The 24,455-nt window shown below is 45.2% G+C and carries 16 protein-coding genes; 11 read left to right on the top strand and 5 right to left on the bottom strand.

Annotation, left to right across the window (positions count from 1 at the left end; translation table 11 throughout):
- The first annotated feature begins 7 nt into the window (after positions 1 to 7).
- From RIG68_RS24960 to RIG68_RS24950, 3 genes are all read left to right on the top strand, one after another.
- Complete coding sequence (locus RIG68_RS24960; RefSeq protein WP_350128869.1) at positions 8 to 550, top strand: hypothetical protein; 543 nt, start codon at positions 8 to 10, stop codon at positions 548 to 550.
- Between the two features lie 120 nt (positions 551 to 670).
- A complete protein-coding gene (locus RIG68_RS24955) occupies positions 671 to 1,222 on the top strand; it encodes a hypothetical protein (RefSeq protein WP_350127224.1) in 552 nt (183 codons plus the stop codon).
- 14 nt (positions 1,223 to 1,236) lie between these two features.
- Entirely contained in the window at positions 1,237 to 2,250 is a 1,014-nt protein-coding gene (locus RIG68_RS24950) for a DUF6588 family protein (RefSeq protein ID WP_152000139.1), read from the top strand.
- 77 nt (positions 2,251 to 2,327) lie between these two features.
- Here RIG68_RS24950 and RIG68_RS24945 read toward each other — a convergent pair whose 3' ends face one another.
- Positions 2,328 to 3,530: an acyltransferase family protein gene (locus RIG68_RS24945; protein WP_350128866.1), complete on the bottom strand. Its 1,203-nt coding sequence runs from the start codon at positions 3,528 to 3,530 to the stop codon at positions 2,328 to 2,330.
- 199 nt (positions 3,531 to 3,729) lie between these two features.
- On the opposite strand from RIG68_RS24945, the gene RIG68_RS24940 reads away from it, so the two are divergent.
- Entirely contained in the window at positions 3,730 to 4,233 is a 504-nt protein-coding gene (locus RIG68_RS24940; protein WP_350128863.1) for a DoxX family protein, read from the top strand.
- A gap of 98 nt (positions 4,234 to 4,331) precedes the next feature.
- Here the strand turns inward: RIG68_RS24940 and RIG68_RS24935 are convergent, their stop codons facing one another.
- Positions 4,332 to 5,852 (bottom strand): hypothetical protein, encoded by a 1,521-nt coding sequence (locus RIG68_RS24935; protein ID WP_350128860.1) that lies wholly within the window; start codon positions 5,850 to 5,852, stop codon positions 4,332 to 4,334.
- Positions 5,853 to 6,016: 164 nt separating this feature from the next.
- Here RIG68_RS24935 and RIG68_RS24930 point away from each other — a divergent pair, with 164 nt between their 5' ends.
- Complete coding sequence (locus RIG68_RS24930; RefSeq protein WP_193217924.1) at positions 6,017 to 6,175, top strand: hypothetical protein; 159 nt, start codon at positions 6,017 to 6,019, stop codon at positions 6,173 to 6,175.
- A gap of 282 nt (positions 6,176 to 6,457) precedes the next feature.
- Here RIG68_RS24930 and RIG68_RS24925 read toward each other — a convergent pair whose 3' ends face one another.
- The 3 genes from RIG68_RS24925 to RIG68_RS24915 form a co-directional block, all read right to left on the bottom strand.
- Positions 6,458 to 9,190, bottom strand: a complete 2,733-nt coding sequence (locus tag RIG68_RS24925; RefSeq protein WP_350128857.1) for a 4-alpha-glucanotransferase — start codon at positions 9,188 to 9,190, stop codon at positions 6,458 to 6,460.
- A gap of 234 nt (positions 9,191 to 9,424) precedes the next feature.
- The gene (locus RIG68_RS24920) at positions 9,425 to 10,912 is read right to left on the bottom strand and encodes an MFS transporter (RefSeq protein WP_350128853.1); all 1,488 of its coding nucleotides are present in this window, start codon (positions 10,910 to 10,912) and stop codon (positions 9,425 to 9,427) included.
- A 131-nt stretch (positions 10,913 to 11,043) separates the two neighbouring features.
- Positions 11,044 to 12,066 carry a LacI family DNA-binding transcriptional regulator gene (locus tag RIG68_RS24915; RefSeq protein WP_350128850.1) on the bottom strand — a complete coding sequence of 341 codons (1,023 nt, stop codon included), beginning with the start codon at positions 12,064 to 12,066 and terminating at the stop codon, positions 11,044 to 11,046.
- Between the two features lie 212 nt (positions 12,067 to 12,278).
- On the opposite strand from RIG68_RS24915, the gene fbaA reads away from it, so the two are divergent.
- From fbaA to RIG68_RS24885, 6 genes are all read left to right on the top strand, one after another.
- The gene (gene fbaA, locus RIG68_RS24910) at positions 12,279 to 13,343 is read left to right on the top strand and encodes a class II fructose-bisphosphate aldolase (protein ID WP_152000132.1); all 1,065 of its coding nucleotides are present in this window, start codon (positions 12,279 to 12,281) and stop codon (positions 13,341 to 13,343) included.
- A 128-nt stretch (positions 13,344 to 13,471) separates the two neighbouring features.
- Positions 13,472 to 15,226, top strand: a complete 1,755-nt coding sequence (locus RIG68_RS24905) for an alpha-amylase family protein (RefSeq protein ID WP_350128847.1) — start codon at positions 13,472 to 13,474, stop codon at positions 15,224 to 15,226.
- A gap of 5 nt (positions 15,227 to 15,231) precedes the next feature.
- Positions 15,232 to 16,908 (top strand): alpha-amylase family glycosyl hydrolase, encoded by a 1,677-nt coding sequence (locus RIG68_RS24900; protein ID WP_350128844.1) that lies wholly within the window; start codon positions 15,232 to 15,234, stop codon positions 16,906 to 16,908.
- 159 nt (positions 16,909 to 17,067) lie between these two features.
- Positions 17,068 to 18,891, top strand: coding sequence for a 3-keto-alpha-glucoside-1,2-lyase-like domain-containing protein (locus tag RIG68_RS24895; RefSeq protein ID WP_350128841.1), 1,824 nt, complete (start codon positions 17,068 to 17,070; stop codon positions 18,889 to 18,891).
- Between the two features lie 19 nt (positions 18,892 to 18,910).
- Positions 18,911 to 20,881 (top strand): plastocyanin/azurin family copper-binding protein, encoded by a 1,971-nt coding sequence (locus tag RIG68_RS24890; RefSeq protein WP_350128838.1) that lies wholly within the window; start codon positions 18,911 to 18,913, stop codon positions 20,879 to 20,881.
- 578 nt (positions 20,882 to 21,459) lie between these two features.
- Positions 21,460 to 24,438, top strand: coding sequence for a SusC/RagA family TonB-linked outer membrane protein (locus RIG68_RS24885; RefSeq protein WP_350128835.1), 2,979 nt, complete (start codon positions 21,460 to 21,462; stop codon positions 24,436 to 24,438).
- The last annotated feature ends 17 nt before the right edge of the window (positions 24,439 to 24,455 follow it).

Here is a 24,455-nt window from a genome sequence, read left to right as displayed (position 1 = left end):
ATAGAGGATGTTTTCTTTTTTTAAAAGGGAGAAAAGCAAAGAACTACCAGTGATAGTGGTATTCACCTCAAAAGTGCAGTTATACAAATGGCTGATAGCCGATGCCATGCAATCTCCATCCGCTATTTTCTATTTCTTCGAAGAAACAGGCAAGGAGTTAGAAGCACTTCTTAATGCGGCAGGGGCTGAGTCGATAAAACTAATAAACTGGAAAGATGCTGATAAGACAATGATATCGGATAAAGCGTATGTGGCCGAGCTTTATCCTTTATCAGGCCCGTACACAACCCTTATCAACAACATTCAGCAACATTCAAAGACCAGCATTCAGACACTATCTCACCTTGAAAGCCCTATTTTCATGAAGATGGGAGGCGACAAACTAAAGACACTAGTCGCACGCCTTGGGATAAGGGAGGAAGAATCTATTTCTCATGCCATGGTCACACGGGCAATCAGCAACCTCCAGTCAAAATTTGATCAGAAGGTAGTTACAGAAAAAACGGCTAACTCGATAGAAGGTTGGTATCAGGCTAATCTAGACGACTAGTGAGCAAAATATATATCTGGTCAAAACCACCCCAAGATTACAGAATCGAATATTTTAGTATATTCGTTTAACTATTTCCTTTTTTTAACTTTGAGGTACCGTCCTTTTAATCAGAATGTAATGAAAAGATTTTGTTGGTCATCAATCCCGTTCTTGCTTCTAATGTTTGCAAGCTGCGGCGATGCGGGAATTGGCTTCAATATTACACGGAACGTTCCCATTATCTTTGAAGTAGCTGTCCCTGGAAATGATCCCGGCATCGAAATAGACCCTCCGGCATTCAATAAGACTTTTAGGCTATCCGACGTCAGCGCCTTCAAGGATGCTTTATCTGACCTGGCTGAGTCAGACGCAGTAACTGTCAATTCCGTTACTTATGCCATCACCGATGTTTCGGCTGAAGAAGAGGTGGAACTGGATGAAATAAGTCTGAGTGTAGCCTCGGAAGTCACTCAACAGCGTAGTGTTTTAGCAATCACAGGCAAACTTCAAAACACCTCAGAAAAACCTGCTGGCGTGAATGACGCTGAGGCCGGCACGATTAAACAAATCCTTACAACCTATAAGGAAGTAGACAACACGCTCACATTTGATTTCGCTGAGGTACCCACCTCCGATCTCAACTTCACTTTTACACTTTACTACAACATTACCTTAAGAGTAAGGTATTAATCACCCACTTGGTTATGAAAAAGCTAATACTATTTTTTACTCTTGTGTATGCTCCATTCTTGAGCCAATCCCAAAGCTTGGACGTCTTCATCGAGGGTGGTGTAGATGATGCAGAAGAGTTGTTGAAAAATTACTTTGAGCCCGCTTTTTTGGGTTTCGGCTATGGGCTTACCAACAACTGGGCTAATACCGCCAAACCCCACCAACCCCTGGGGTTTGATGTTACACTGTCGCTATCGGTTGCTTATGTGCCAGAAAAGGCCACTTTTTTCACGTTTAATCCAAACGACTACTCAAACGTGACGCTTGCCGATCCAAGCAAAGATCAACTGCCGACAATTTTTGGCCCCAATCTGGATGCCGATGATATTCCGGAAATCGTTTTCAATGAGGGTCAGCAAGAAAGTGAAGTGACGTTTTCAAGCCCTACAGGTCTGGGAATGGAAGAGGTTATCGGGTTCAATGCGGTTCCGGCCCCAATGATACAAGCCGGATTAGGCTTGATCAAAGAAACAGATTTGAAAATCAGAACGATACCAACCTACACCTATAAAAACGGTGACACGGAAGTAAAACTAGGCATGCTCGGTTTCGGTATTCTGCATGACATGAAGCAACACGTGCCTGCTTTCGCATTTGCACCTTTCGAACTGTCTCTTCTTGCTGGTTTCAGCAGGATTTCTGTCGAAACTACACCCGACATTAACACTCCTGGTAACGTGACCAGATTAAGCGTGAAGGGAGCTACATTACAAGTGCTCGGCAGCAAAGACTTCGTGAAAATTATCACACTGTATGGTGGAGTTGGATTGAACGGAGCATTTACAAGAGTGAGGCTCGACGGCAGCTATGAAATCGAAAGCTCGCTACAGCCACTGGTCGACCCCATTGATTTTAAGTTCAGCAACTTCAGCCCACGAGCGACAGTGGGTGTCAAACTAAACCTGGCAATCATTACTATTAATGCCGACTACACAGTTCAAAAATACAACACACTCTCAATGGGTGTCGGTGTGAGTGTTAGATAGAGGTGACTGGCAGTTACCGCTCCGCCGGTCGTACAACGCATGCAACTAGTCACCATATTCAGTTGCGAACTGGCGTGTTAAAGCTTAATGAAAATCTTCTTTTTGTAGAGAAAATAGACGGGTATAAAGCAAATAATTAGCGAATAGAACAGTGCCCAAATGAGAGAAGAGAGTTTTTCCGGAATCCCCACTGCGACCAGACCCTCAAAAAAACCGCTTCTTAATGGGATATTGGCCAATGCCAGCAATTTCAAGATCACACCATGAAGGACGTAGGCCACCACAGCGTTGGAGCCAAATATGACACCGAGCTTTGTCCAGCTCACTTTGCCCTGAACATCTACCAGCCAGACGAAAAAGGCTAGCGACATGGCTGCCAAACCAGCGGCATATAAGACATAGGAGCTGGTCCAGATGTGCTTATTGATGGGGAAAAACCAATCAAATACATTACCGGCCACAAAGGCGGAAAATCCTGCGAAAAACAACCAAATTACTTTTTTGTCTGCATCCAGCTTACTCAACAGCAACCTTCCGGCTAACATGCCAGCAATGCCAGTCCCTATCGCAGGAAACGTACTTAGAAAGCCCTCAGGATCCCAGGTTTTTTCCCACAGCCTGCCAGGCACCAGCCTGCGGTCAAGCCAGGACTCCATGTTCGTCCCTGGTTCATAGTTGCCTGCAATAAACCCTTCGCCAATCTGCTTTATTCCTTCCACTGGCACCATACCTCCACTCCGCAAAGTCTCTTCTGTGCCGAGCGCTTGCTGAATCACCTCATCGATAGGAACGGGCACAAAAGTCATTATTGCCCAATACCCAACAAGGAGACCGACTGCCCACTTTACCTGAGCTCTCCAGTCGCCGTAAAGGTACAGCAGCGAGCAGGCTAGAAAAACGATACTGATACGTTGAAGCACGCCGGGAATCCGAATGTTTGACAAGTCAAATTTTGGAAACATCCACAGAAAAATGCCAAGAGCGAATATTTTTAAAGCCCGCACAATCACTTTTTTCACCAGCTCTTTTTTACTCTTCCCCTGATCAAGCTGCCGTTCAAAAGCCAGCGCAATAGAAACACCGACGATAAACAAAAAGAAAGGAAAAACGAGGTCCGTTGGTGTAGCGCCGTGCCAAGGGCTGTGCAACAATGGTGAGTAAACATGGCTCCAAGAGCCAGGCACATTCACTATGATCATAGCCACAACGGTAAAGCCTCTCAGTGCATCAAGTGATACAAGGCGTTTTTTAGAAGTAAGCGCTTCAAGATTGCTTCCCATATTCGATTTTAGTTACAAAATATCTCAACACCTTCACCGCAGCTACTAAAAATATACCTATGCCTTTTGATAGTTGTGAGCGGCAAATTTCGGCGTCTCATCAGGCCTGACGAAAGTCATAAGCCCGAAAAATGGGTCTTTTTGATTATTTCATTAAGTTTAAGTCGGAAAAATTCAATTATCTGGCTTTAGACAATGTATGAAAAGGGTATTAGTGCAATTAGAGAGAATTGAGACAAAATGGATACAATTGCTCGATAAGTACGCTTTTGATTTTTTGAGAATCAGCATTGGGCTTATATACACTGCTTTTGGCCTGCTAAAATTCTTTCCACAGTATAGTCCTGCGGAACAGCTCGCCGAAGACACCATCTGTATCATCACATTCGATGTCCTCTCAGGGAATGCCGCATGTATTGTTCTCGCAATTATGGAAACCATGATTGGAGTGGCACTGATTATCAATTTTAAAGCCAGAGCAACCATCTTAATAACCATCTGGCACATGTGCTGCACCTTTCTCCCATTGATAATTCTTCCAAAGTACGCCTTTAACCAAGATCCGTTCAGTTTGTCAATAGTGGGACAATACATTTTCAAGAATCTGATTATTCTTTCTGCCTTGATGGTGCTTTATAAGAACCTTGGGAGCAAAGTGTCGAAATACGCTGTGCATGAAGTAACAGAAGAAGAGGAGGGTTAGTAGCCGATCCTCCTAACAAAATTTGGTTGTCAAAAGCCTTGTGGCGGCCAGGCGCTTTTCACACTACAGTATAAATCCCTATCAAACTCAACAGTAACCTATGGCTTTGCATAGTCTGGTTTAACATGTGCATTCTTCATGAATCCCATTAAAATATCCCAAAGCTGCTCGTAAGGAACAATTTCAACTTCTGCAAAAGCGTCACCCGGCTCAGGAGTGCCGGCGAGGCGTTCCAAATACCGCTTCCCCTTTTTGGCCGCCATGTCGGGGTTAAAGCTGCATTGCACAATAATGGAGATCAGCTTGAGAAATAGTTTCTCTCTCTGACTTTCCTGGTTTTGGTTTAGGTATCTATATATATAGCGTTCGGAGTTGGGCAGTTTAGTCAATGCCAGGTCAAGCCGATCTTTCTTGAGAAAGTCCATAAACTCTAAAATAAGTATGGCAACCATGAACCCTTGCTTGTCCTGGCTATAGAAAGGAAGTCGTTCATAGATATCCTTAAAACTCAGAACGTCTTCCACATTTCTATCGGGCATTATAAAATATAAATATCCCTTGTATAGCTCCCACCTTTCCTTCGACTGAGTGCTAATTTTATCCACATAGGGGTTTCTGGTTACCTGATTAATCACTTCATCCGCCAAAAGATAGTTCTTATTGTGAAGCGCCAGCAGTACGTAGTTCTCCATGTGAGAGAACCAGTTCCTCGAAGACCTTGATATATGGTTCATCCCTTCCTCAGCATATTTAATGCCCTTGTCGTAGTCCTTGGCTCTCAAACAAGCATAGGTACGAGTGTAAACATGATGACGCATGTCAAACCTCAACGGATTTACGGCACCTTTATTCACCAAATCATAAGCCTCCTCAGCAATTGCAACAACACTGCTGTAGTCACCCAAAAGCTCATTTGTCCACAACCGAAGCCTGTAATAGTTTTCAAAAAGTGCGTACGAGCCTCCTTTCTCCCATAATTTCCTAAGAACTTCCACCGCCTTAATGGTAGACTCCAGGTGCACTTTCCTCGAATGCACAGACTTGCCCAATTGCATCCATTTAAGATAAAAAATATCAAGCGACTCCTCCTCTAGCCGGTTGATCACTTCGTATTTTTTTATCTGTCCAATGGCTTTCCTTAGTTGGTTCGGGCGAAATGACTCGGAATATATTATTCTCAACATCTTCAGACCGATCAGTGTCAGGTCAGTAAACTCTGATTCCTTGGAGATGGTCAGTGCCTTTTTTATACTTTTTTCAGCGAGTTCATATTCTCCTTCCTTGTAAAGTATCTTGGCTCTGAAAATATGACTGTGGCATTCCTGCTCAAAAGGAAAGCTAATGTTACCCCTTGAATCATTAAAATCAGCAAAATACAAAAGATTATTCAGCTTGGTACGCAATCTGGATTTAAGCATCCTATAGCGTTGGTCAGTGCCATTTGTGCCATACATCCCAAAAGCAGCGTCATCATCTGTCGTGTAAACACCACTTTGTATGCTATTAAACAGTTGCTGCTCTTTCCCTGGGTTGTCTTCATTATTTACAACATCGATAAGAGAAACATTTTTTTTGACTCTGTTTGTTACAATTCTGACTATTTTTTTGATCTCATTCATAGTGAACACTTCAAATTTTAAGCCTCAGGAGGAATTTCACCGACTTTATACCGTAAACTACTAAATTTTTTATAGTTAGCAAATGTTACAAACTGTCGTAAATGGGTAGTAGGTATTCCACCATCTTCGAGGCGTGTAATTCACTTAACTTAACCAATGAGATTATGGCACAGTATATTTTCTTCTTGATTCTTTCTCTAGGCCTCTATTTTGCTTCGCCTTCAACAACTTCATCCTCATCTACCAAAAAACCAAAGCAATCGTTGCGAATTATTAAAACAGACGATGGCGGACAGGGTGGCTGGGTCGGAGGCGGCAAATAATACATATTGCTGAAAGTTTACTTGTTAAAAAAGGGAGATATTGACTACTCCCTTTTTTATTGAGTAAATGGGGAGTTGTACCAGTCCATCTTTTGCGGCATTCTCACTACCGTATTGATATCAGTCTCGTCGGTTTGTTAAGATACTCATATTCTTGTAGATCCAACAGTTCAAAATCATGTGAATGCAGGAATTGCGTCATTGACACCAAAAAGTGAAGTACTCTGGTGCAAGTTGAGAAAAAAGCTAATGCACATGGTATGCAGACTGCCCGACTAGGCACTAGTATCCTCTATTTCTTCCAGTTTCATCTGCAAGCGTTCTTAAATAGCTATTAAAATCATCTTCCTCGAGGAGTTGTTCGAGTGTAAGGTGAAGTCTGTATTTCCAATAATGCTGAGAGTTGGCAGGCACATTAATCCTTTCCTCGCTGGAGGAAGGTCTCCGGAGCCTTTCATCCATTGCCAGCAAGTCCTGTATCGGGAAAATTGCCCACATAGCGGGTGCTTCCATATGTTGCCGGATAATTTCCGAAGCAATCCATGGCTCGCAGTGAATAGGAGCTTCCCCTGCCTGCTTCAAAATAGAATTGAAGAATCTTTGAACCTCCTGCCTGTCCTCTTCCCACCAGCCTCTCAAAGTAGATGTATCATGACTTGAGGTAGTAGTAACCGACAAGTAAGGGGTTTGAGATGGAGGCCAAAACTCCCAGTCTGGGTTATTGGGCATTCGCTGCACAGCAAGACTGAGGATTTGCAGTTCAGCCATAACGCCCGGAACACTTTCAGGAACCATACCCAAATCCTCGCCACATATCAGCATATTAGTAGCTGCTTTCAGTGCAGGGAGCTTTTCCATCGCCCGGTCTTTCCAAAAATCGTTGTGTCGTTTGTAGAAATAGTGAACGTACAGCCTGTTCATCACCTCTTTGCTTTGATCGTCGAGATCTCTGTAACTAAAGGTACTGTGAAACCCAATTCTGGGGTTGAACAGACTCGCATCATCAGTCGTTAGAAAAAGCACTTCGGCATGCAGCCTGAAAAGTTGACTTCGCAACCAAATCAAATGCTCATTATCAGCATTGCCGCTCTGCATAACTTCCTCAATATGAGCACTAAGCTTCCGTTGAGTATTGTATTGCTCCTTAAAACGATACTTACCCTCTTCAAATTCATCCAGATAAGTCCCCTTTACTTTGTCGCTGTGTGCACCGAAAATCTCTGAGAGCACATAAGCCCTGATAAATGGCTCGCAATAACGCTTTTTGTTAAATTGCAAGCCCCAATTATTGAGTTCTTGTAAGCTGAATGGCAAACAGGGGTTAAAGTGCCCGAAAAGCCCTTCTACAGCGTGCATGGGAATTTCCCAAATTCTGAAAAAACCGAGGATGTGGTCGATACGAAACACATCAAAGTAGTCGGCCATCTTTTTCAAGCGTTCTTTCCACCAGGCATAGTCATCTTTGGCCATCTCCTCCCAGTTGTAGGTTGGAAAGCCCCAGTTTTGCCCTGTAACAGAAAAATCATCCGGCGGCGCACCTGCCTGGCAGTCCATATTGTAAAGCCCTGGCGCTACCCATGCATCCACACTATATCGGAATATCCCGATAGGTATATCACCTTTGAGCACCACGCCTCTCTGCCTGGCATAGGCGGTGGCTTCCTTGAGTTGCTTGTCGAGATGAAACTGGATAAAGTAGTGGATGGCTACATCATCATAGTGCTTTTGCTTAGGGTCAGCAAATTTGGCTATTTCCTTTTCAGAATAGACCGAATATTGTGGCCACTGACTAAAGTCAGGCGTGCCAAACCTGTCTCGCAGGCATGAGAATACCGCATAAGGAAGCAACCAGTGTCCATTTTGAGCAAAGAACGTTTTGAATTCCTTACTTTTCAAAACAACCTCTTTGTGTTCAGCATAGGCAAGCTTAAAATACTCAGCTTTGGTATTCATCACCTGCTCATGATCGACATGGTCGAGGCGGTTCAGCGCTATTCTCTTTTTATCAAATTCCCTCTGCTTCTTGCTGTCACTGAGCGCTCCCATTGTCTGGAGGTTAGCATAAATGGGATGAAGAGCAAAAACCGAAATACCGGCGTATGGATAAGAGTCTACCCAGGTATGAGAAGCTATGGTGTCGTTCACAGGAAGCACCTGGATAAGTTTGTTGCCCGTTTTAACGGACCAATCGACCAACTTTTTGATGTCTTCAAACTCACCTACGCCCGTGCCAGACTCTGACCGCAATGAAAAAACGGGAATGGCCACCCCGGCACCCCGCCAGTTGCCCGACTGGAACCGAAAGTGCTCATCGGCCTGAATAGTAAGCCTACCTTCTTCCGCTGAAGAACTTACGGGCAAATAGCGATTTTCGCCCCCCTCCCATTCTTCAACTCGTTTGGTCTTCGTATTGTAAAGGACATATTTATACTCAACGGGAAGCTCTTCCAAACCAAAGTGCACGTCCAATTCCCATACCGGAAACTGAGCATTGCCCATAACCACCACCTTCTCTTCATTCCACTCACCAAGTACCTTATGGTTTCCTATCACCCCCACCTGGTAGTCTTCCCCAACCCTGGGCAACCTAAGTTGCAGACGGTAAGACAAGCCTTGAGTTCCAAGCGCTTCTTTCTTTGATTTCCCCTTTTTCCTAAAAAAAGCCTGCATAAAGGGCGAGGTGTTCAATAAATTCTGATCATCAATCAAAGGCCTCCAGTAGTCTGTAACCTCAACCGTCTTGCAGCGACTTGCGTCCACAGTCTGTCTTCGCTTGTTGCCAAATTCCCATTCCGTAGTGCCAAACCTTTCATCAAGCAGGTAGTATTTATAGTCAAAGGATTTGCCCTCGGCTTCATCCATTTCAACCGCTATAGACCACTGCTCACCACCAGTTGGCACTAACGGAACAGCCCTGGCCTCATCCCAGGAGCCGAGGCTTTTCGCCGAGCCGCAAATGAAAAGGCGTTGGCCCCAAACCGTTCTGTAATCAATATTGAACCTTACTTTAATCATACTAATCAAAATATCTGGAACGGCCTCCCGAAGTAAAATGAAACCAATCGATGCACCTTGCTGGCATGTTTCCTTTAGGTAGATCTAAATTATCCCGACGCAATTAAAACATGGAGATCAAGAGCCGCAAATATAAATGGACAAGCCTCATTGTATCACCTTCCTTTGTAAAATATCTAGCGATGGATATTTCAAGGTTGTTTGCTCGGAAGCCCTTTCTATTGGCAAAACAAATCAGTTCTCGTCTTTCACAAGCAGCACCATGACAGCGGCAATAATAAATGAGACTCCCCCGATAATAAGTGCATAAATCGCTTCTCCTTCAAATACCCGTTTCACCAAAAAACCTAACAGGGAGGCGGCACATATTTGCGGGATAACGATGAAGAAATTGAATATCCCCATGTAGACCCCCATTTTCCTGCCCGGTATAGCGCCTGCAAGAATAGCATAAGGCATCGCCAAAATACTAGCCCAAACCAAGCCAATACCCAAAAAAGGAATAACCAGTAACTCAGGAGATTTTATAAAAGAAATTGAAATAAAACTTACTCCCCCTATCACCAGGGAAATGGTGTGAGTGATTTTTCTGGAGGTTTTACTAGCCAGCCAGATAAGTCCAAAAGCGAGCAAGGCAGCCGCTCCGTTGTAGACCGAAAACAGCACTCCTACCCAGTCAGCTCCATCATTATATAGCTGAGAGGCTGCATCCTTTGTGCCGTAAACATGGGAAGTGATAGCAGCAGTGCTGTAAATCCACATAGCGAAAAGCGCAAACCAGGAAAAGAATTGCACAACAGCCAGCTGTTTCATGGTAACTGGCATGTTGTTCAGGTCGGTAATAATGGATGTAAGCCCATTACTCATACCGGATTTTGACATCCAGCCAACCATCACCTCTATAAGCCCAAAAACGATCAGTCCAATGGCCAGGATGTACACTTCCTTTTCAGCATTTACATACGCCAACGCCAGGGTCAAACCGATTCCCAGCGCCAGCAAAACCAGCCCCACGTTGAGGAAAGTTGATACTTTGGCTGTTTTTTCTTTTAACTGATCCGAACTGGCTACTCGGTCATTTTCAAATTGAGCAAGTTCTTCCGGCGAATACTCCTTTGTCTTCAGCACAGTCCAAATAATAGCCAAAATAAATATGGCTCCGCCGATGTAGAAGGAGTATTTAACAGAAGGTGGAATAATGCCCTCGGCCGCTGTGTTGGGTATTCCAAACCAGTTCGTTAGCACGTAGGGAAGTGCGGAAGCAACCACAGCGCCAGTACCGATGAAGAAGCTTTGTGTGGCGAAACCGGTCGTCCGCTGGTCAGGAGGAAGCATGTCGCCAACAAACGCCCGAAAGGGTTCCATGGAAACATTGATGGAAGCATCCATGATCCAGAGCATGCCAGCTGCCATCCACAGAGTGGGCGAGTTGGGCATGATTATAAGAGCTAGCGAAGCCATAATAGCGCCAGCCAGAAAATAAGGTCGTCTTCTACCTAGTCTGGTCCAGGTGTTGTCGCTCATGTGGCCAATAATGGGCTGTATGATCAAACCCGATACCGGCGCAGCGATCCAGAGAATGGGAATATTGTCAATTTCGGCACCAAGTGTTTCAAAGATTCTCGACACGTTGGCATTTTGCAAAGCGAATCCAAATTGGATGCCCAGAAACCCAAAACTCATGTTCCAAATCTGCCAAAAACTAAGACGGGGTTTTTCCATGTTGTTTAAGCAAGTAAGTAAAATCAAAAAATCCGAAATGCAAACATGTCGGATTCAGTTACAATGTTGTTGATCTCGAATTAAGCTGCACGAGGCAAACAAACGGGATAGTAATGCGCTTGTTTTAAATCCTACCTCATCGAAGATTTTCTGATGATCAGCTTCGTTTTCAACACCTCGGTGCGAGGCACAAACTCATCCTCATCTGCTTCACTTTGCTCAATAAAAAGCTGAGCGGCTTTCTGGCCCATTTCGAAACCGGGCTGAGATACTGTTGAGAGCGATGGTTGCATGAGAGACGAAATCTCCCAGTCACTGAAGCCAACGATAGCCACGTCTTTTGGAACAGAAACACCTTTGTCACGCAACGCTATCATTGCACCAATCCCCACCATGTCGTTGTTAGCAAATATGCCATCAAACGTCAACTTTTTATCGAAAAGAGTGGCTATTTGGCGACTACCTTCATCGAAGGTTGTTTGCTCACAATGAATAATAAGGTCTTCATTTATTGGCAGGTTGTTCTTTTTCAGGGCTGCCAGATATCCGTCTCGCCTGTTCTTTGTGATATCAAGGTTTTTTGGTCCTTCAAGGTGCACGATCGTTTTGCAGCCTATGCTGATCAAATGCTCGGTTGCCTGAAAAGCACCATCGTAATCATCAACAATCACACGACTGGTGTTCAACTCTTCACAAACCCGGTCAAAAAAAACGAGGGGAATACCTCTGTCGATAAGGTTTTTAAAATGATCATACGAGACTGTTTCTTTGCTTACAGATGCAAGTATGCCATCCACCCTACTGTTGACCAGGGCATTGGTATCAGACACTTCCCTAAGGAAAGACTCATTGGTTTGTGAGATGATTACGTTGTAACCGGCCTTATAGGCAACATCTTCTATTCCACTGATGATGGTGGAGAAAAAGAAGTGAACTATCTCAGGGATGATAACACCAATAGTGTTAGTCTTACTCTTTCTTAGGCTGAGCGCAATCAAATTAGGCTGGTAGTTCAGCTTTGCTGCCAACTCGCTAACGGCCTTTTTTGTCTCCTTGCTTATGTCCGGATGGTCTTTTAGCGCCCTGGATACTGTAGAGGGAGAAATGTTCAGCTCCCTTGCAATGTCTTTAATGGTTACCGGTGGGTTCTTCATTTATAATAAGGTTTATCCGCAAGGCGAAGAGCGAAATTAAAAGTAGGCATCAAATTCTACAAACTTGGCTAAGAAGTTATAAATTTTTCAACTAAAAACCGATTTAGGCTGTTTGCTTACTCTAAACTTGGCTCCCTCTTTGCTTATTTGTCTTTTAGGGATAATTTTGATTTTTCCCTCTGTAAATAACAAATTCAATAAAATATAATACTATGAAATTCAGACCAGGCGTAATATCAGGCGACGAAGTAAAGGAAGTGTTTGACTATGCAAACAAAAACGACTTCGCCCTTCCTGCGGTCAATGTGATCAACACAAACACGGTGAATGCAGTGCTTGAAACTGCAAAGGCTGTTAATTCACCCGTTATCATACAGTTCTCCAACGGAGGCTCTTCTTTCTTCGCCGGAAAGAGCCTAAGCAACGACAACCAGTTCGCTGCTATTGCCGGTGGTATTTCAGGCGCCCAGCATGTGCACCTCATGGCTGAGAAATACGGTGTTACAACCATTTTGCACACCGACCACTGCGCTAAAAAACTTTTGCCATGGGTTGACGGACTGCTCGACGCTGGTGAAAAATTTTACGAAACGCACAAAAAGCCTTTGTATAGCAGCCATATGCTCGACCTATCAGAAGAGTCGATTGAAGAGAACATGGAAATAAGCACCAAGTACTTCAAGAGAATGGCAGCAATGGGCATGACGCTTGAAATCGAATTGGGTGTGACTGGCGGAGAAGAGGATGGTGTCGACAACTCCGACGTTGACAGCTCAAAGCTTTACACGCAGCCCGAGGAAGTGGATTTCGCCTACACACAGCTAAAAGCTATTTCCGACAACTTCACAGTAGCTGCTGCCTTCGGCAACGTTCACGGCGTATATAAGCCTGGCAACGTAAAGCTGATGCCTGTGATTCTTAAAAACTCGCAGGAGTTTATCATCAAAAAGCATGGAACCGGGCCATTGCCAGTCAATTTCGTATTCCACGGTGGATCCGGCTCTAGCAGAGCTGAAATTCGTGAAGCTATTTCTTACGGAGCCATCAAAATGAACATCGATACAGACATGCAGTGGGCGTATTGGGACGGTGTGAAAGACTACTATAAGAAAAACGAAGGCTACCTGCAATCGCAGATTGGTAATCCTGAAGGCTCCGACAAGCCGAACAAAAAGTTCTACGACCCAAGAGCCTGGCTCAGAGAAGGTGAAAAAACTTTTGTAGCTCGCCTGAAGCAATCGTTCGAAGACTTGAATTGCATCAATCGTAACGCTTAGTTGCCTTGGTGACTTTCAGGTTATTGGAAGTAGTTAAACTGACGGCAACTGTCGTTGTCTCGTGTTTTCTTATCCAATGCTCAACCCCTGAAAGTCACCAATCTTCTTCCACCCTAGACTCCTCTTTTATGGCTGGTAAATCAGATAAAATAATCGTTTACCAAATAATGACACGGCTTTTTGGTAACAAGGTCAATGCCAACAAGCGGTATGGTACCATTGAAGAAAACGGAGTTGGCAAGATGGCCGACATCAATGCAAAAGCGCTCAAAGAGCTGAAGAAATTTGGCGCTACACATATTTGGTATACTGGAGTGCTGGAGCATGCCTCCATGTCGGACTACACTTCGATAGGCATTGCGCTAGACGATGTGGACGTAGTTAAGGGCAGAGCAGGCTCGCCTTACGCCATCAAAGACTACTACGACATCAGTCCAGACCTTGCCGTAAACCCAAAAAATAGAAAGAAGGAGTTCCTTGCGCTTGTCGACAGAACGCACAACGAGGGTCTGAAAGTGCTCATCGACTTTGTGCCGAACCATGTAGCCAGAGGATATTCATCCGACGCCGCTCCTGAAGGTGTAAAGGGATTTGGTACTGACGATGATGTGTCGGTAGCATTTAAAGCATCTAACAATTTCTACTACATTCCAGGCCAGCCATTTCAGATTCCGGCGGGGTATGATCCCTTGCCTGGCCATGAGCACCCTACCAAAGACCAATTCTACATGGAGTCGCCCGCAAAAGCCACGGGGAATGACGTTTTCTCCCCTACTCCATCCATCAACGACTGGTTTGAAACGACAAAACTTAACTATGGGGTTGACTACGTCAATTTCAGAGAAAGACATTTCGATCCTATTCCAGACACCTGGAACAAAATGCTGGAGATTCTGACCTACTGGACTGAACAAGGGGTAGATGGCTTCCGGTGCGACATGGCAGAGATGGTGCCGGTGGAATTTTGGGAATGGGTCATTCCGAAAGTGCAGGCCATCAATCCTGACATCATTTTTATTGCGGAAATTTACAACCCCAACGAATATAGAAACTACATCGAAAAGGGGCATTTTGACTATCTATACGATAAGGTAGAGCTTTACGATACGCTGCGGCACATCATTGAAGGCAAGGCCAACACCGACCACATTACCACTGTGTGGCAAAGACAGGAAGGTATTGCCCAACACATGCTGCGCTTTCTTGAAAACCACGACGAGCAAAGAATCGCCTCTCCTTTTTTTGCTGGCAACGCAAAATACGCTATACCGGCCATGGTACTCACGGCCACCATGCACACGGGGCCAGTCATGGTTTACTTCGGTCAGGAAGTAGGCGAGCCAGCTACTGGCAGTGAAGGATTTTCGGGAGAAGATGGCCGAACAACCATTTTCGATTACTGGGGCGTACCCAATCACCAGGCATGGATGACTGGCGGAAAATTTGATGGTGGAAACCTGTCTGCTGAAGAAAAAGAACTACGAGAATTCTATCAGTTTATCCTCTCCTTTTCTTCAAAAGAACCAATCATTGCATCAGGCGGCTTCTACGACCTGCACTATTTCAACCGGAGGACTGAATTTACAGGGCACAGCAATAATGTATTCACGTTTTTGCGCCACGACGAAAAGAGCGCCTTTCTGATAGCTGTTAACTTCAACAAGGAAGGAAACGAGCAAGTGCTTTTAAAAATACCTGCTGATGCGTTAACGGCTTTTAATATGCATCAGAAAAAATCGATCACCTTTACGAATTACCTCAACAAAGGTGAAGCATTGACTGTGCCGTCCGATGACCTCATATCGAAAGATTCGCCGAACGCATTGTCTTTTGAAGTAGCTCCGAATTCCTTTAAAATTTATCGGCTAACTGGCAAAAATTAACCCCTATGACCAGACGAATAACTCTTATTTTTCTACTGGCGGGAATCTTCTCTTGCCAAACCCCAAAGAAGGAAGCGTCGGCACCTGAGGAGGTAAAAGCCCCCTTTCTCTGGGAAAACGCTACTGTCTATTTTCTGCTGACAGACCGGTTCAACAATGGCGACACAACCAACGATGTCAATTTTGGCAGAACCGGTGAAACGGCTCCCCTCCGGGGATTCATGGGCGGCGACATCAAAGGTATCAATGCAAAAATATCAGACAACTACTTCTCTGACCTTGGGGTAACTGCACTTTGGTTTACACCTGTTGTCGAGCAAATACACGGATCAGTTGACGAAGGCTTTGGCAACAACTACGGCTTCCATGGCTATTGGGCCAAAGACTGGACGACGCTCGATCCCAACTTTGGCACGAAAGAAGATTTGGCAGCATTGGTCAAGGCTGCCCATGCTAAAGGAATCAGGGTGGTTCTTGACGTGGTACTCAACCACACCGGCCCGGTTACTGAAGCAGATCCAGCCTGGGCGGACTGGGTAAGAACCGAACCACAATGTGTTTATCAGGACTATGAAACAACCGTGTCGTGCACCCTTGTGAAAAATCTACCGGATTTACTAAGCGGAAGCGATGAGAAAGTGGAGCTTCCAGGCCATTTGGTAGAGAAATGGAAAGCTGAAGGGCGTTACGAACAAGAATTAGCCGAGCTCAATGAATTCTTCGAACGAACTGGCTATCCCAGGGCACCTCGATATTACATCATTAAGTGGTTGACCGACTACGTACGGGAATTTGGCGTCGACGGCTTTAGGGTGGACACCGCCAAGCACGTAGAAGAATCGGTTTGGAGCGAGTTGTACAAAGAAGTGCTAATCGCTTTTAATGACTGGAAGCGCTCCCACCCCAATGAGGTGCTCGACGACAATGAGTTTTACATGGTGGGCGAAGTATACAACTACGGCGTCAGTGGTGGTCGTTGGTACGATTTCGGTGACAGAAAAGTCGACTATTTCGACCAGGGGTTCCACAGCCTAATCAATTTCGAATTTAAGTACGATGCCCAAAAAGACTACGAATCGATCTTCAAAAAGTACGATACGTTGCTCCACACGAGCCTCATTGGCAATGGTACGCTGAACTATTTAAGCTCACACGACGACGGCCAGCCATTCGATGCCACCAGGGAAAGAGCCATAGAAGCGGGAACCAAACTCTTACTCACCCCTGGTGCTGCTCAAATTTATTATGGCGACGAATCGGGGCGCCTTCTACAGTACGAGGGGGCCTCAGGCGATGCTGTGCTTAGATCTTTTATGAACTGGGAACAAATCTCTGACAATGCGAGTATTGGTGACCAGAGTGTGCAAAGCATTCTAGACCATTGGCGGAAACTCGGCACTTTCAAGAGAGATCATATGGCGGTTGGCGTGGGTAGGCATGAGCAAATCAGTGAAATGCCTTATGTTTTTTCACGCATTTACAAAGACGGTGTATTAGAAGACCGGGTTGTAATTGCACTTGATGCGCAGCAGGGTGAAAAACTAATCCCGGTTGGTGGAGTTTTTCCCGACGGAACCCAGTTAAAAGACTACTATAGTGGCCAAACAGGTGAGGTAAAAAATGGAGAGGTTGCCATTAAGTCTGACTACAATATTGTTTTATTAGGTCCAATAGGCACTTAGTGCTTCCATTTGGCTTGATAGAGATGCCTGCGATTTTCGCCCAAAGGTTGACGGCCAACACCATTCAAACATTAATTCCCGGGAAATTTTGCTCAGTTCTGTTTACTTGCAAGACTATTTGACTGAATCGACCCTCAGTTAGATTAATACTTACTACTTATGAGAATATCGAGATACTTTACGCTAGCCGTTCTAACTACCTTCTTCTTAACCTCCTGCTCTGATCATTCAGCTGAAGAAAGTGCATCAGTTCAAGTTCCTGATGCCCTTCCTATGAAGCTTATTTCTTTATCCGACTTGTCCGGGTTCACTGATATAGGCAAAGGCTGGGCTATTGCAGGCGAGGTGCTGGCCGTCCCAAGTGGCTTCGAAGCAAAAGCAGGAAGCGGAAGCCTGATAAAAAGCGGCAAAGACTCAGAACAAATCTCCAGCGGTATTAAGCATACTGATTTAGAACTGGAATTTAGCTTTGCTCTATCAGAGGGGGCAGATTTAAAAATAGTTTTACTGGAGCAATACCCACTCATCGTGGCGGAGTTTGCTAACGGACAACAAACCGAAAAGTCTGGCGGAGGCATCCCAGTACGAATTGACAGTACTCAGCGTACAACTGTCAATGCCTTGAAAATGCCCGGCCTGTGGCAAACCGTGAGGATAACCTTCAAAGCACCTCGGTTTGGCAGTGACGGGCAGAAAACTAAAAACGCCGTATTCTCCGAAGTGTATCTAAACGGATTTCTCATTCAATCTGGCGTAGAAGTGAAGGAGGCGATTTTCTCACCCAACAACGAAGAATCAACTTCTGGCTCATTTATCTTTACTGCGGCAAACAACTCGATCGCTCTGAAGGACATTAAGTACAAGTCTTTTGGTCTTGAAAAGCTTACATTAAGTGACCTTGAATACTCACTTTATCAAGGCACGTGGGACAAGCTCCCCGACTTTACCACAATGACCCCGGCTAAAACCGGAAAAGTAAATGAGCTATCTATTGTCGGTCTCGCTGACGGTAACGACCACTATGGCGTGATTTTCAAAGGCAATCTCTCGGTGCCAAACTCTGGCGACTACCTTTTTGAAACTTTGATAGATGATGGTGGGGACTTAATCATTGACGGGAAAGTTGTTGTACACAACGACGGAGAGCCCGGTTTTGGTGCCGGCAAAGGGCTTGTCACGCTGGAAAAAGGGACGCACTCCTTTCAAAGCTCGTATTATCAGGATGTGTGGAGCTCCATGCTAATGATATACTACGAGGGCCCGGAAATTTCCCGGCAATCGTTCGGAGTTAATCCTTATGGCGGCTCGGGACGAAAGCCGGAGCCAATGGTTGTTGAGCCTGCTACTGAGCCCCAGCTTGTGAGAAGTTTTCTTGAGTACAAAGACACACGGAAGACGCATCCACTATCTGTAGTCACCAATGAAAAAATCAATTATTCGTATGACTTGCTCAACGGTTCTCTGGTCAAAGGTTGGAAAGGTGCCTATGCAGACGCCAGCGAAATGTGGCGAGGCCGTGGTGAACCCCAGCTTTTGAAACCGCTCAACTTTAGCATCGACTTTTCGGACCAGGTTCCGGTAGCCCGACTAGTGGCACCTGGCGACAAGTGGCCCTTAGAAGCCCAGGAAGGTTTTAAGGTGCTTGGATACGACATCAACGAAGGCGGCTACCCAGTGATTCGCTACGAAATGAACGAGCTCAAAATTGAGGATACAGCACGGCCCTCTGACGACCTGCAAGGTATTACAAGAGAGATCACCTTTGAAAATCCTGGCTCCAACGGACTCAATTGGTTCCAGATTGCTTCTGGAGAAAGTATCTACCAATTGTCAAATGGCTGGTACTGCGTAGACGGAAGCTATTACATTATTGTAGGTGAAAAAGCCGACATTAATGTAGTTAACAGGTTCGACAAGGAGCTCTTAGTTCAACTGCCCGGGACTTCAGACAAATCGACTCTCACCTATTCTATTGCATGGTAATTGAATTGTATCCAACATTATGAAATTTAAAAACACAACTTCGCATATACTTCTTGTACTGCTTATTGGATTGTCTGTTAGCGTACAAGCCCAAACGGATATCCAAAAAAAGGAGACGTCTCATTTTAGCATCTCAAAAGTTCCCATTCCCGCAGACATCGTGCTGGAAGTTGGTGGTCTGGCTTTTGATGGCAACGGGAAGCTAGGTGTTAGCACCAGACGAGGCGACATATGGCTGATTGAAAACCCGTCCGGCAGCAATCCAATATTTAAAAAATATGCCACGGGATTGCATGAGCCTTTGGGGCTGGCTTTTAGAGACGGTATTTTCTACACAGCTCAAAGAGGCGAATTAACCAGGTTGTCTGACCTTAATAAAGACGGTAGGGCCGACAGATACGAAACTATTTACAGCTGGCCGCTTGCTGCCAATTACCATGAATACTCTTATGGCCCGCTGATCTTGCCAAATGGTGACATGATAGTAACCCTCAACCTGGGCTGGGTTGGTCGTGGTGCCAGTCTTTCAAAATGGCATGGATGGATGGTGAAAATTACTCCCGAGGGAAAAATGACTCCCATTGCGGTGGGCATGCGTTCACCGGCCGGTTTCAATGTCAACGCCGAAGGAGACATCTTCTACGCAGAAAACCAGGGCGACTGGGTGGGTTCTGGCAGAATGACCCATATAGAGTCCGGCGATTTTGTTGGGCACCCCGAAGGCCTCAAATGGTCTGGGGAAAAAGGCTCCCCTGTCAGCTTGAAAATGGAGGACATCGTAGATACACTTGGCTACACCCTGCATGAATATGCCCAAGTTGTTCCTGAGATGAAAGCTCCGAGTGTTTGGTTTCCTCACACACTGATGGGCATCTCTACGTCGGACATTCTGCTAATCGACAACGACAATTTTGGGCCATTCAAAAATCAGTTTCTTGTTGGCGACCAGGGGCATAGCAAAATCATGAGGGTATATCAGGAGAAAATAAATGGCCAATATCAGGGCGTTTGCTTTCCTTTTAGGGAAGGGTTTTCATCTGGTATTCTTCGAATGCAATGGTCACCGAAAAGAGATATCATTTATGTAGGAATGACGAGCAGGGGCTGGTCATCAACAGGACAGGACAACTTCGGGCTGGAAAAACTTCAGTACACCGGAAAGCTTCCATTTGAGATGAAGACTATTCGAGCGTTGGAAGACGGCTTTAGTATTGAATTCACCGAGAAAGTGGATCTCGCCACAGCTTCCAATCCGTCTAATTACTCAGTTCAGGATTTTACGTATCTGTACCATCACAACTATGGCAGCCCTGTAACCGATCTTCAAAAAAGAAACATAACCAGTGTGGAAGTTAGCTCCGACCAGCTAAGAGTGAAGCTGGTGATTGATCAGATAAGAGACGGGTATATATATGAAGTGAAGCCCGCAGGTGTGAAAAACAGTAAAGGCGAAACCCTGCTACACAATACCGGCTACTACACCATGAACAATGTGCCTGGCAGGGTAAGGGGAAGTGACGAATCGGCCGATCATTCCGGACACACGGCGTCCACGGCTGGCACTACCAACATGACAAGCAGCAAACGAGTAGTTGAGATGCCCGCTTCATGGACCAACGGGCCAGACCAGACCATTACGTTAGAGCCTGTTCCGGGTCTTAAGTTTGATCAATCCGAACTAACCGTAAAAGCCGGAAGCAAGATCAAAATGGAATTCAACAACCCGGACGACATGCTCCACAACATGGTTGTTGTAATGCCTGGCACCGCCGACAAAGTTGCTCAGCTGGCCATAGACCTTGGTCTGGAGGGACAAAACAAAGGTTATGTTCCGGACTCGGAGGAAGTTCTATTTCATACCAAATTGATAGGCCCGGGCGAAAAGGATGTCATTTACTTTGAAGCACCAACAACTCCCGGAAAGTATACCTACGTTTGTACCTTCCCCGGCCATGCCACCACTATGCGAGGCACACTGATAGTTGAATAAATAGTAACACCAGTGCCCGAGCACCATTTCAGGACCATTGTGCAATGTGCGGTGGCCCTGATCTTTAAAAAAAATTGAACAACCTCATCACTTTGCTTGCTTAGCAAAAAAGTGTGTAGCACCCCTCCCTACCAGCTCCGGCAAATAGTAATTTTAGGTGCCTGCCGAGTCGCAAACATTCATACGGTCAAATTTCCTTGCTGCTAAAATAAAGTGTATAAAAGACACTTATAACGAATAAAATTCCCTTGTCGTTGCAAATTTTCAAAGAACCTAATCAGTTGATTACAAATTATACTTTTCCAAGATTTTCAGTATTTCAACCGGAAACGTTTTCGCAAACGTTAACATTACTATTCTGTCAATAAAAACCTTTTCAATTGATTTTTTTTAACCCTATATTCTAGCTAAATTGATTTTTTTTAAGAAAATTGTAAGGATTTTCACCCGTCTAAAAAGGACTATCGCAACATTTGCTCTTCATGTTCTTGCATGTGCAGCTATTTTGGGCAGTCCCGAAACGGACGAGTAGATCACTTTAAACAAGTTTTACCAAACAACTATTAAACTACATTTTTATGAGACAACGACTACTGAAGTACGTTTTCCCTGTAGTTTGTCTTGTAGCGCTGACTTTTGGTCAGGCGCTGGCACAAGACAGGCAAGTCAGTGGAAAGGTAACAGATGCGGAATCCGGAGAGGGTTTGCCGGGTGTTAACATTTTGGAGGCTGGAACCTCCAATGGTACTGTCACAGACATTAATGGAAATTACACCATTAGTGTAGGTGCAAATGCTTCTATTTCTTTTTCTTTTGTTGGCTACACCCCCCAGATTATTGCCGTGGGTTCCCGAGCAGTAATTGATGCTGCCCTTGAACTTGACGTTCAGTCACTTAGTGAAGTGGTTGTGGTGGGCTACGGTACTCAGGACAAAAAAGAGATCACCAGTTCAGTTACCAGTGTAAAAGCCGAAGACTTTAACAAGGGAACAGTAAACAGCCCCGCTCAGCTTCTACAGGGTAAAGTAGCTGGTTTGAACGTGGTAAGACCTGGTGGTGACCCCAACGGAGGCTTTAAAATCCGTCTTAGAGGTGTGTCCACAGTGGGTGCCAATGCGGAACCACTTGTTGTTATCGACGGTGTAATTGGCGGTTCGCTGAACACAGTGGATCCCAACGACATTGCCTCTATCGATGTATTGAAAGACGGGTCTGCTGCAGCAATCTACGGAACAAGGGGTTCCAGTGGCGTGATTCTTATTACTACTAAAACTGGTAAGGCTGGTAAAGTGTCAGTTGAGTACAACGGATCCATTGCCATGGAAAACGTTGCCAGAACAATCCCAGTAATGGATGCTGCTGAATACAAGAAACTTCCTGGCGCCATCGACCTTGGCTCGGACACTGATTGGCTCGATATCCTTACAAGAACAGCCTATTCTCAAGTGCACAACTTGTCACTTGGCGGAGGAACAAGCAGCACTACCTACCGTGCGTCGTTGAACGTGCGTGATGCAGAAGGTGTTGGTATCAACTCCGGTTTCCAGCAACTCAACGGTAGATTGAACCTTACTCAAAAGGCACTGAATGACAAGGCAGTTTTCACGGTGAACATTTCCTCCACTTCCAAGGATGCAACCTACGGAGACGCCAACTCATTCCGTTATGGTATTATCACCAACCCAACAATGCCTATCTACGACAATACAACAACCAGCCCAACCGCTGGTGGTAACTTTGCCGGGTATGCTGAAAGAGACATTTTCGATTGGTACAACCCATTGTCTATTGCTGAGCAGAATATTCACGATGGCAAAGACACTCGCCTGTTGACGAGCATCCGTGGTGAATACAATTTCACAAGCAACTTTAGAACGGCCGTGTTCTACTCCCGCCAGTGGGAAAGTGATTGGAGAGGTAATTATTCTCCTAAAACTGCCAAGTTTGGTGGTGGATTTGGTAGATCTGGTCTGGCTGATATCTCACGCAACGATAGGTTCAACGAACTTTTCGAAACAACAGTTAACTACGATATCACTGCTGGTGATGCCAACATCGCCCTATTGGGTGGTTATTCTTATCAGGACTTCCAGAACGAAGGTAACTTCATGCAAGGTGGCAACTTCCTGACTGATGCTTTTACCTACAATAACATGGGAGCTGCGCTTGATTTTGCCAATGGACTTGGTGCCATCTCAAGTTACAAGAACTCCAACAAGCTGGTGGCGTTTTTTGGCAGGGCCAATATGAACTATCAGGGTACCTACTTCCTTTCTGCCAGTGCTCGTTATGAAGGCTCTACCAGGTTCGGTGCTAACAACAAGTGGGGCTTGTTCCCAGCCGTGAGCGGTGGTGTTACATTGTCGAACCTGTTCGATCTTCCTGGCGTTAACAGCTTGAAATTCAGAGCTAGCTGGGGTATCACAGGTAACCAGCCTGGCTCATCCTATGCGTCGCTTCAGAGATTCGGGCGTCAGGGCAACTTCTTTATCGACGGTGCATATGTACCTTCTTACGGCCCGGTATCCAACGCCAACCCTGATCTGGCCTGGGAAACTAAAAATGAAATCGACTTCGGTTTAGATTTTGCTGCCCTTGATAGCAGATTGACAGGTACATTGGACTTCTACAAGAGAAATACAAAAGACCTGATCTTGCAGGTAACAGTGCCTGTTCCGCCGAATTTGTTCGGTAGCACGCTTGTAAACATTGGTGAATTGGAGAACATCGGCTTCGAAGCAGCATTCAACTATGCGGCCGTAAACACCTCAGATTTCAGCTGGACACCTGGCATCAACTTTTCTACCTTCAGCACTACGGTGGTTAGTTTGACTTCTGGAGACTTGAGCTTTGGTAGTGGTGGCGTTCTTTACAGAGCGAATATGGGTTCTCCAGGACAGAATGCTACTAACCTTGTTCGAGTAAAAGAAGGTGAGAAGCTAGGTCAACTTTGGGGCCCTGTTCAAGTGGGTATTCTTGACAATGGAACACCAGAATTCAAAGACATCGACGGCGACGGGACATTTTGTGACTGCGACGACGACAGAACTGTTGTTGGTAATGGCCTGCCAGATTTCACTTTCGGATTCAACAACTCGTTCACCTACAAAAACTTTGATATAAACTTATTCTTCAGAGGTGCTGTGGGCCATGAGCTTTACAATTCCTACAGAGGTTTTTATGAAAACACTCAGGGTACTACAACAGACAACTACAATGTGGTGAACACCAAGTACTTTGATCCAGAAATCAAAGATGCCAAAGTGAACAGCAGCCATGTGGAGAAAGCGGACTTTATCAAATTGGACAACGCTACGGTTGGTTACAGGGTCAACCTGGCCCCTGGAAGTGCTTTTAGCAACTTTAGGGTTTACTTATCCGCACAAAACCCATTTGTTGTAACGGGTTATACAGGCATTGATCCTGAAGTAAGATTTGTTGACTCGTTTGACGATTCGAATGATGGCAATGATGATCCTTTGGCTCCCGGTGTTGAAAGAAGGGTAACATACTTCACCACTCGTGTATTTACTTTCGGCATCAATCTTGGATTCTAAACTTTAAAGAATTAAAA

Origin of the sequence: Imperialibacter sp., from assembly GCF_040222385.1 — a bacterium.
Classification (GTDB): Bacteria; Bacteroidota; Bacteroidia; order Cytophagales; family Cyclobacteriaceae; genus Imperialibacter.
This window is presented reverse-complemented; position numbering and strand designations above follow the sequence as displayed.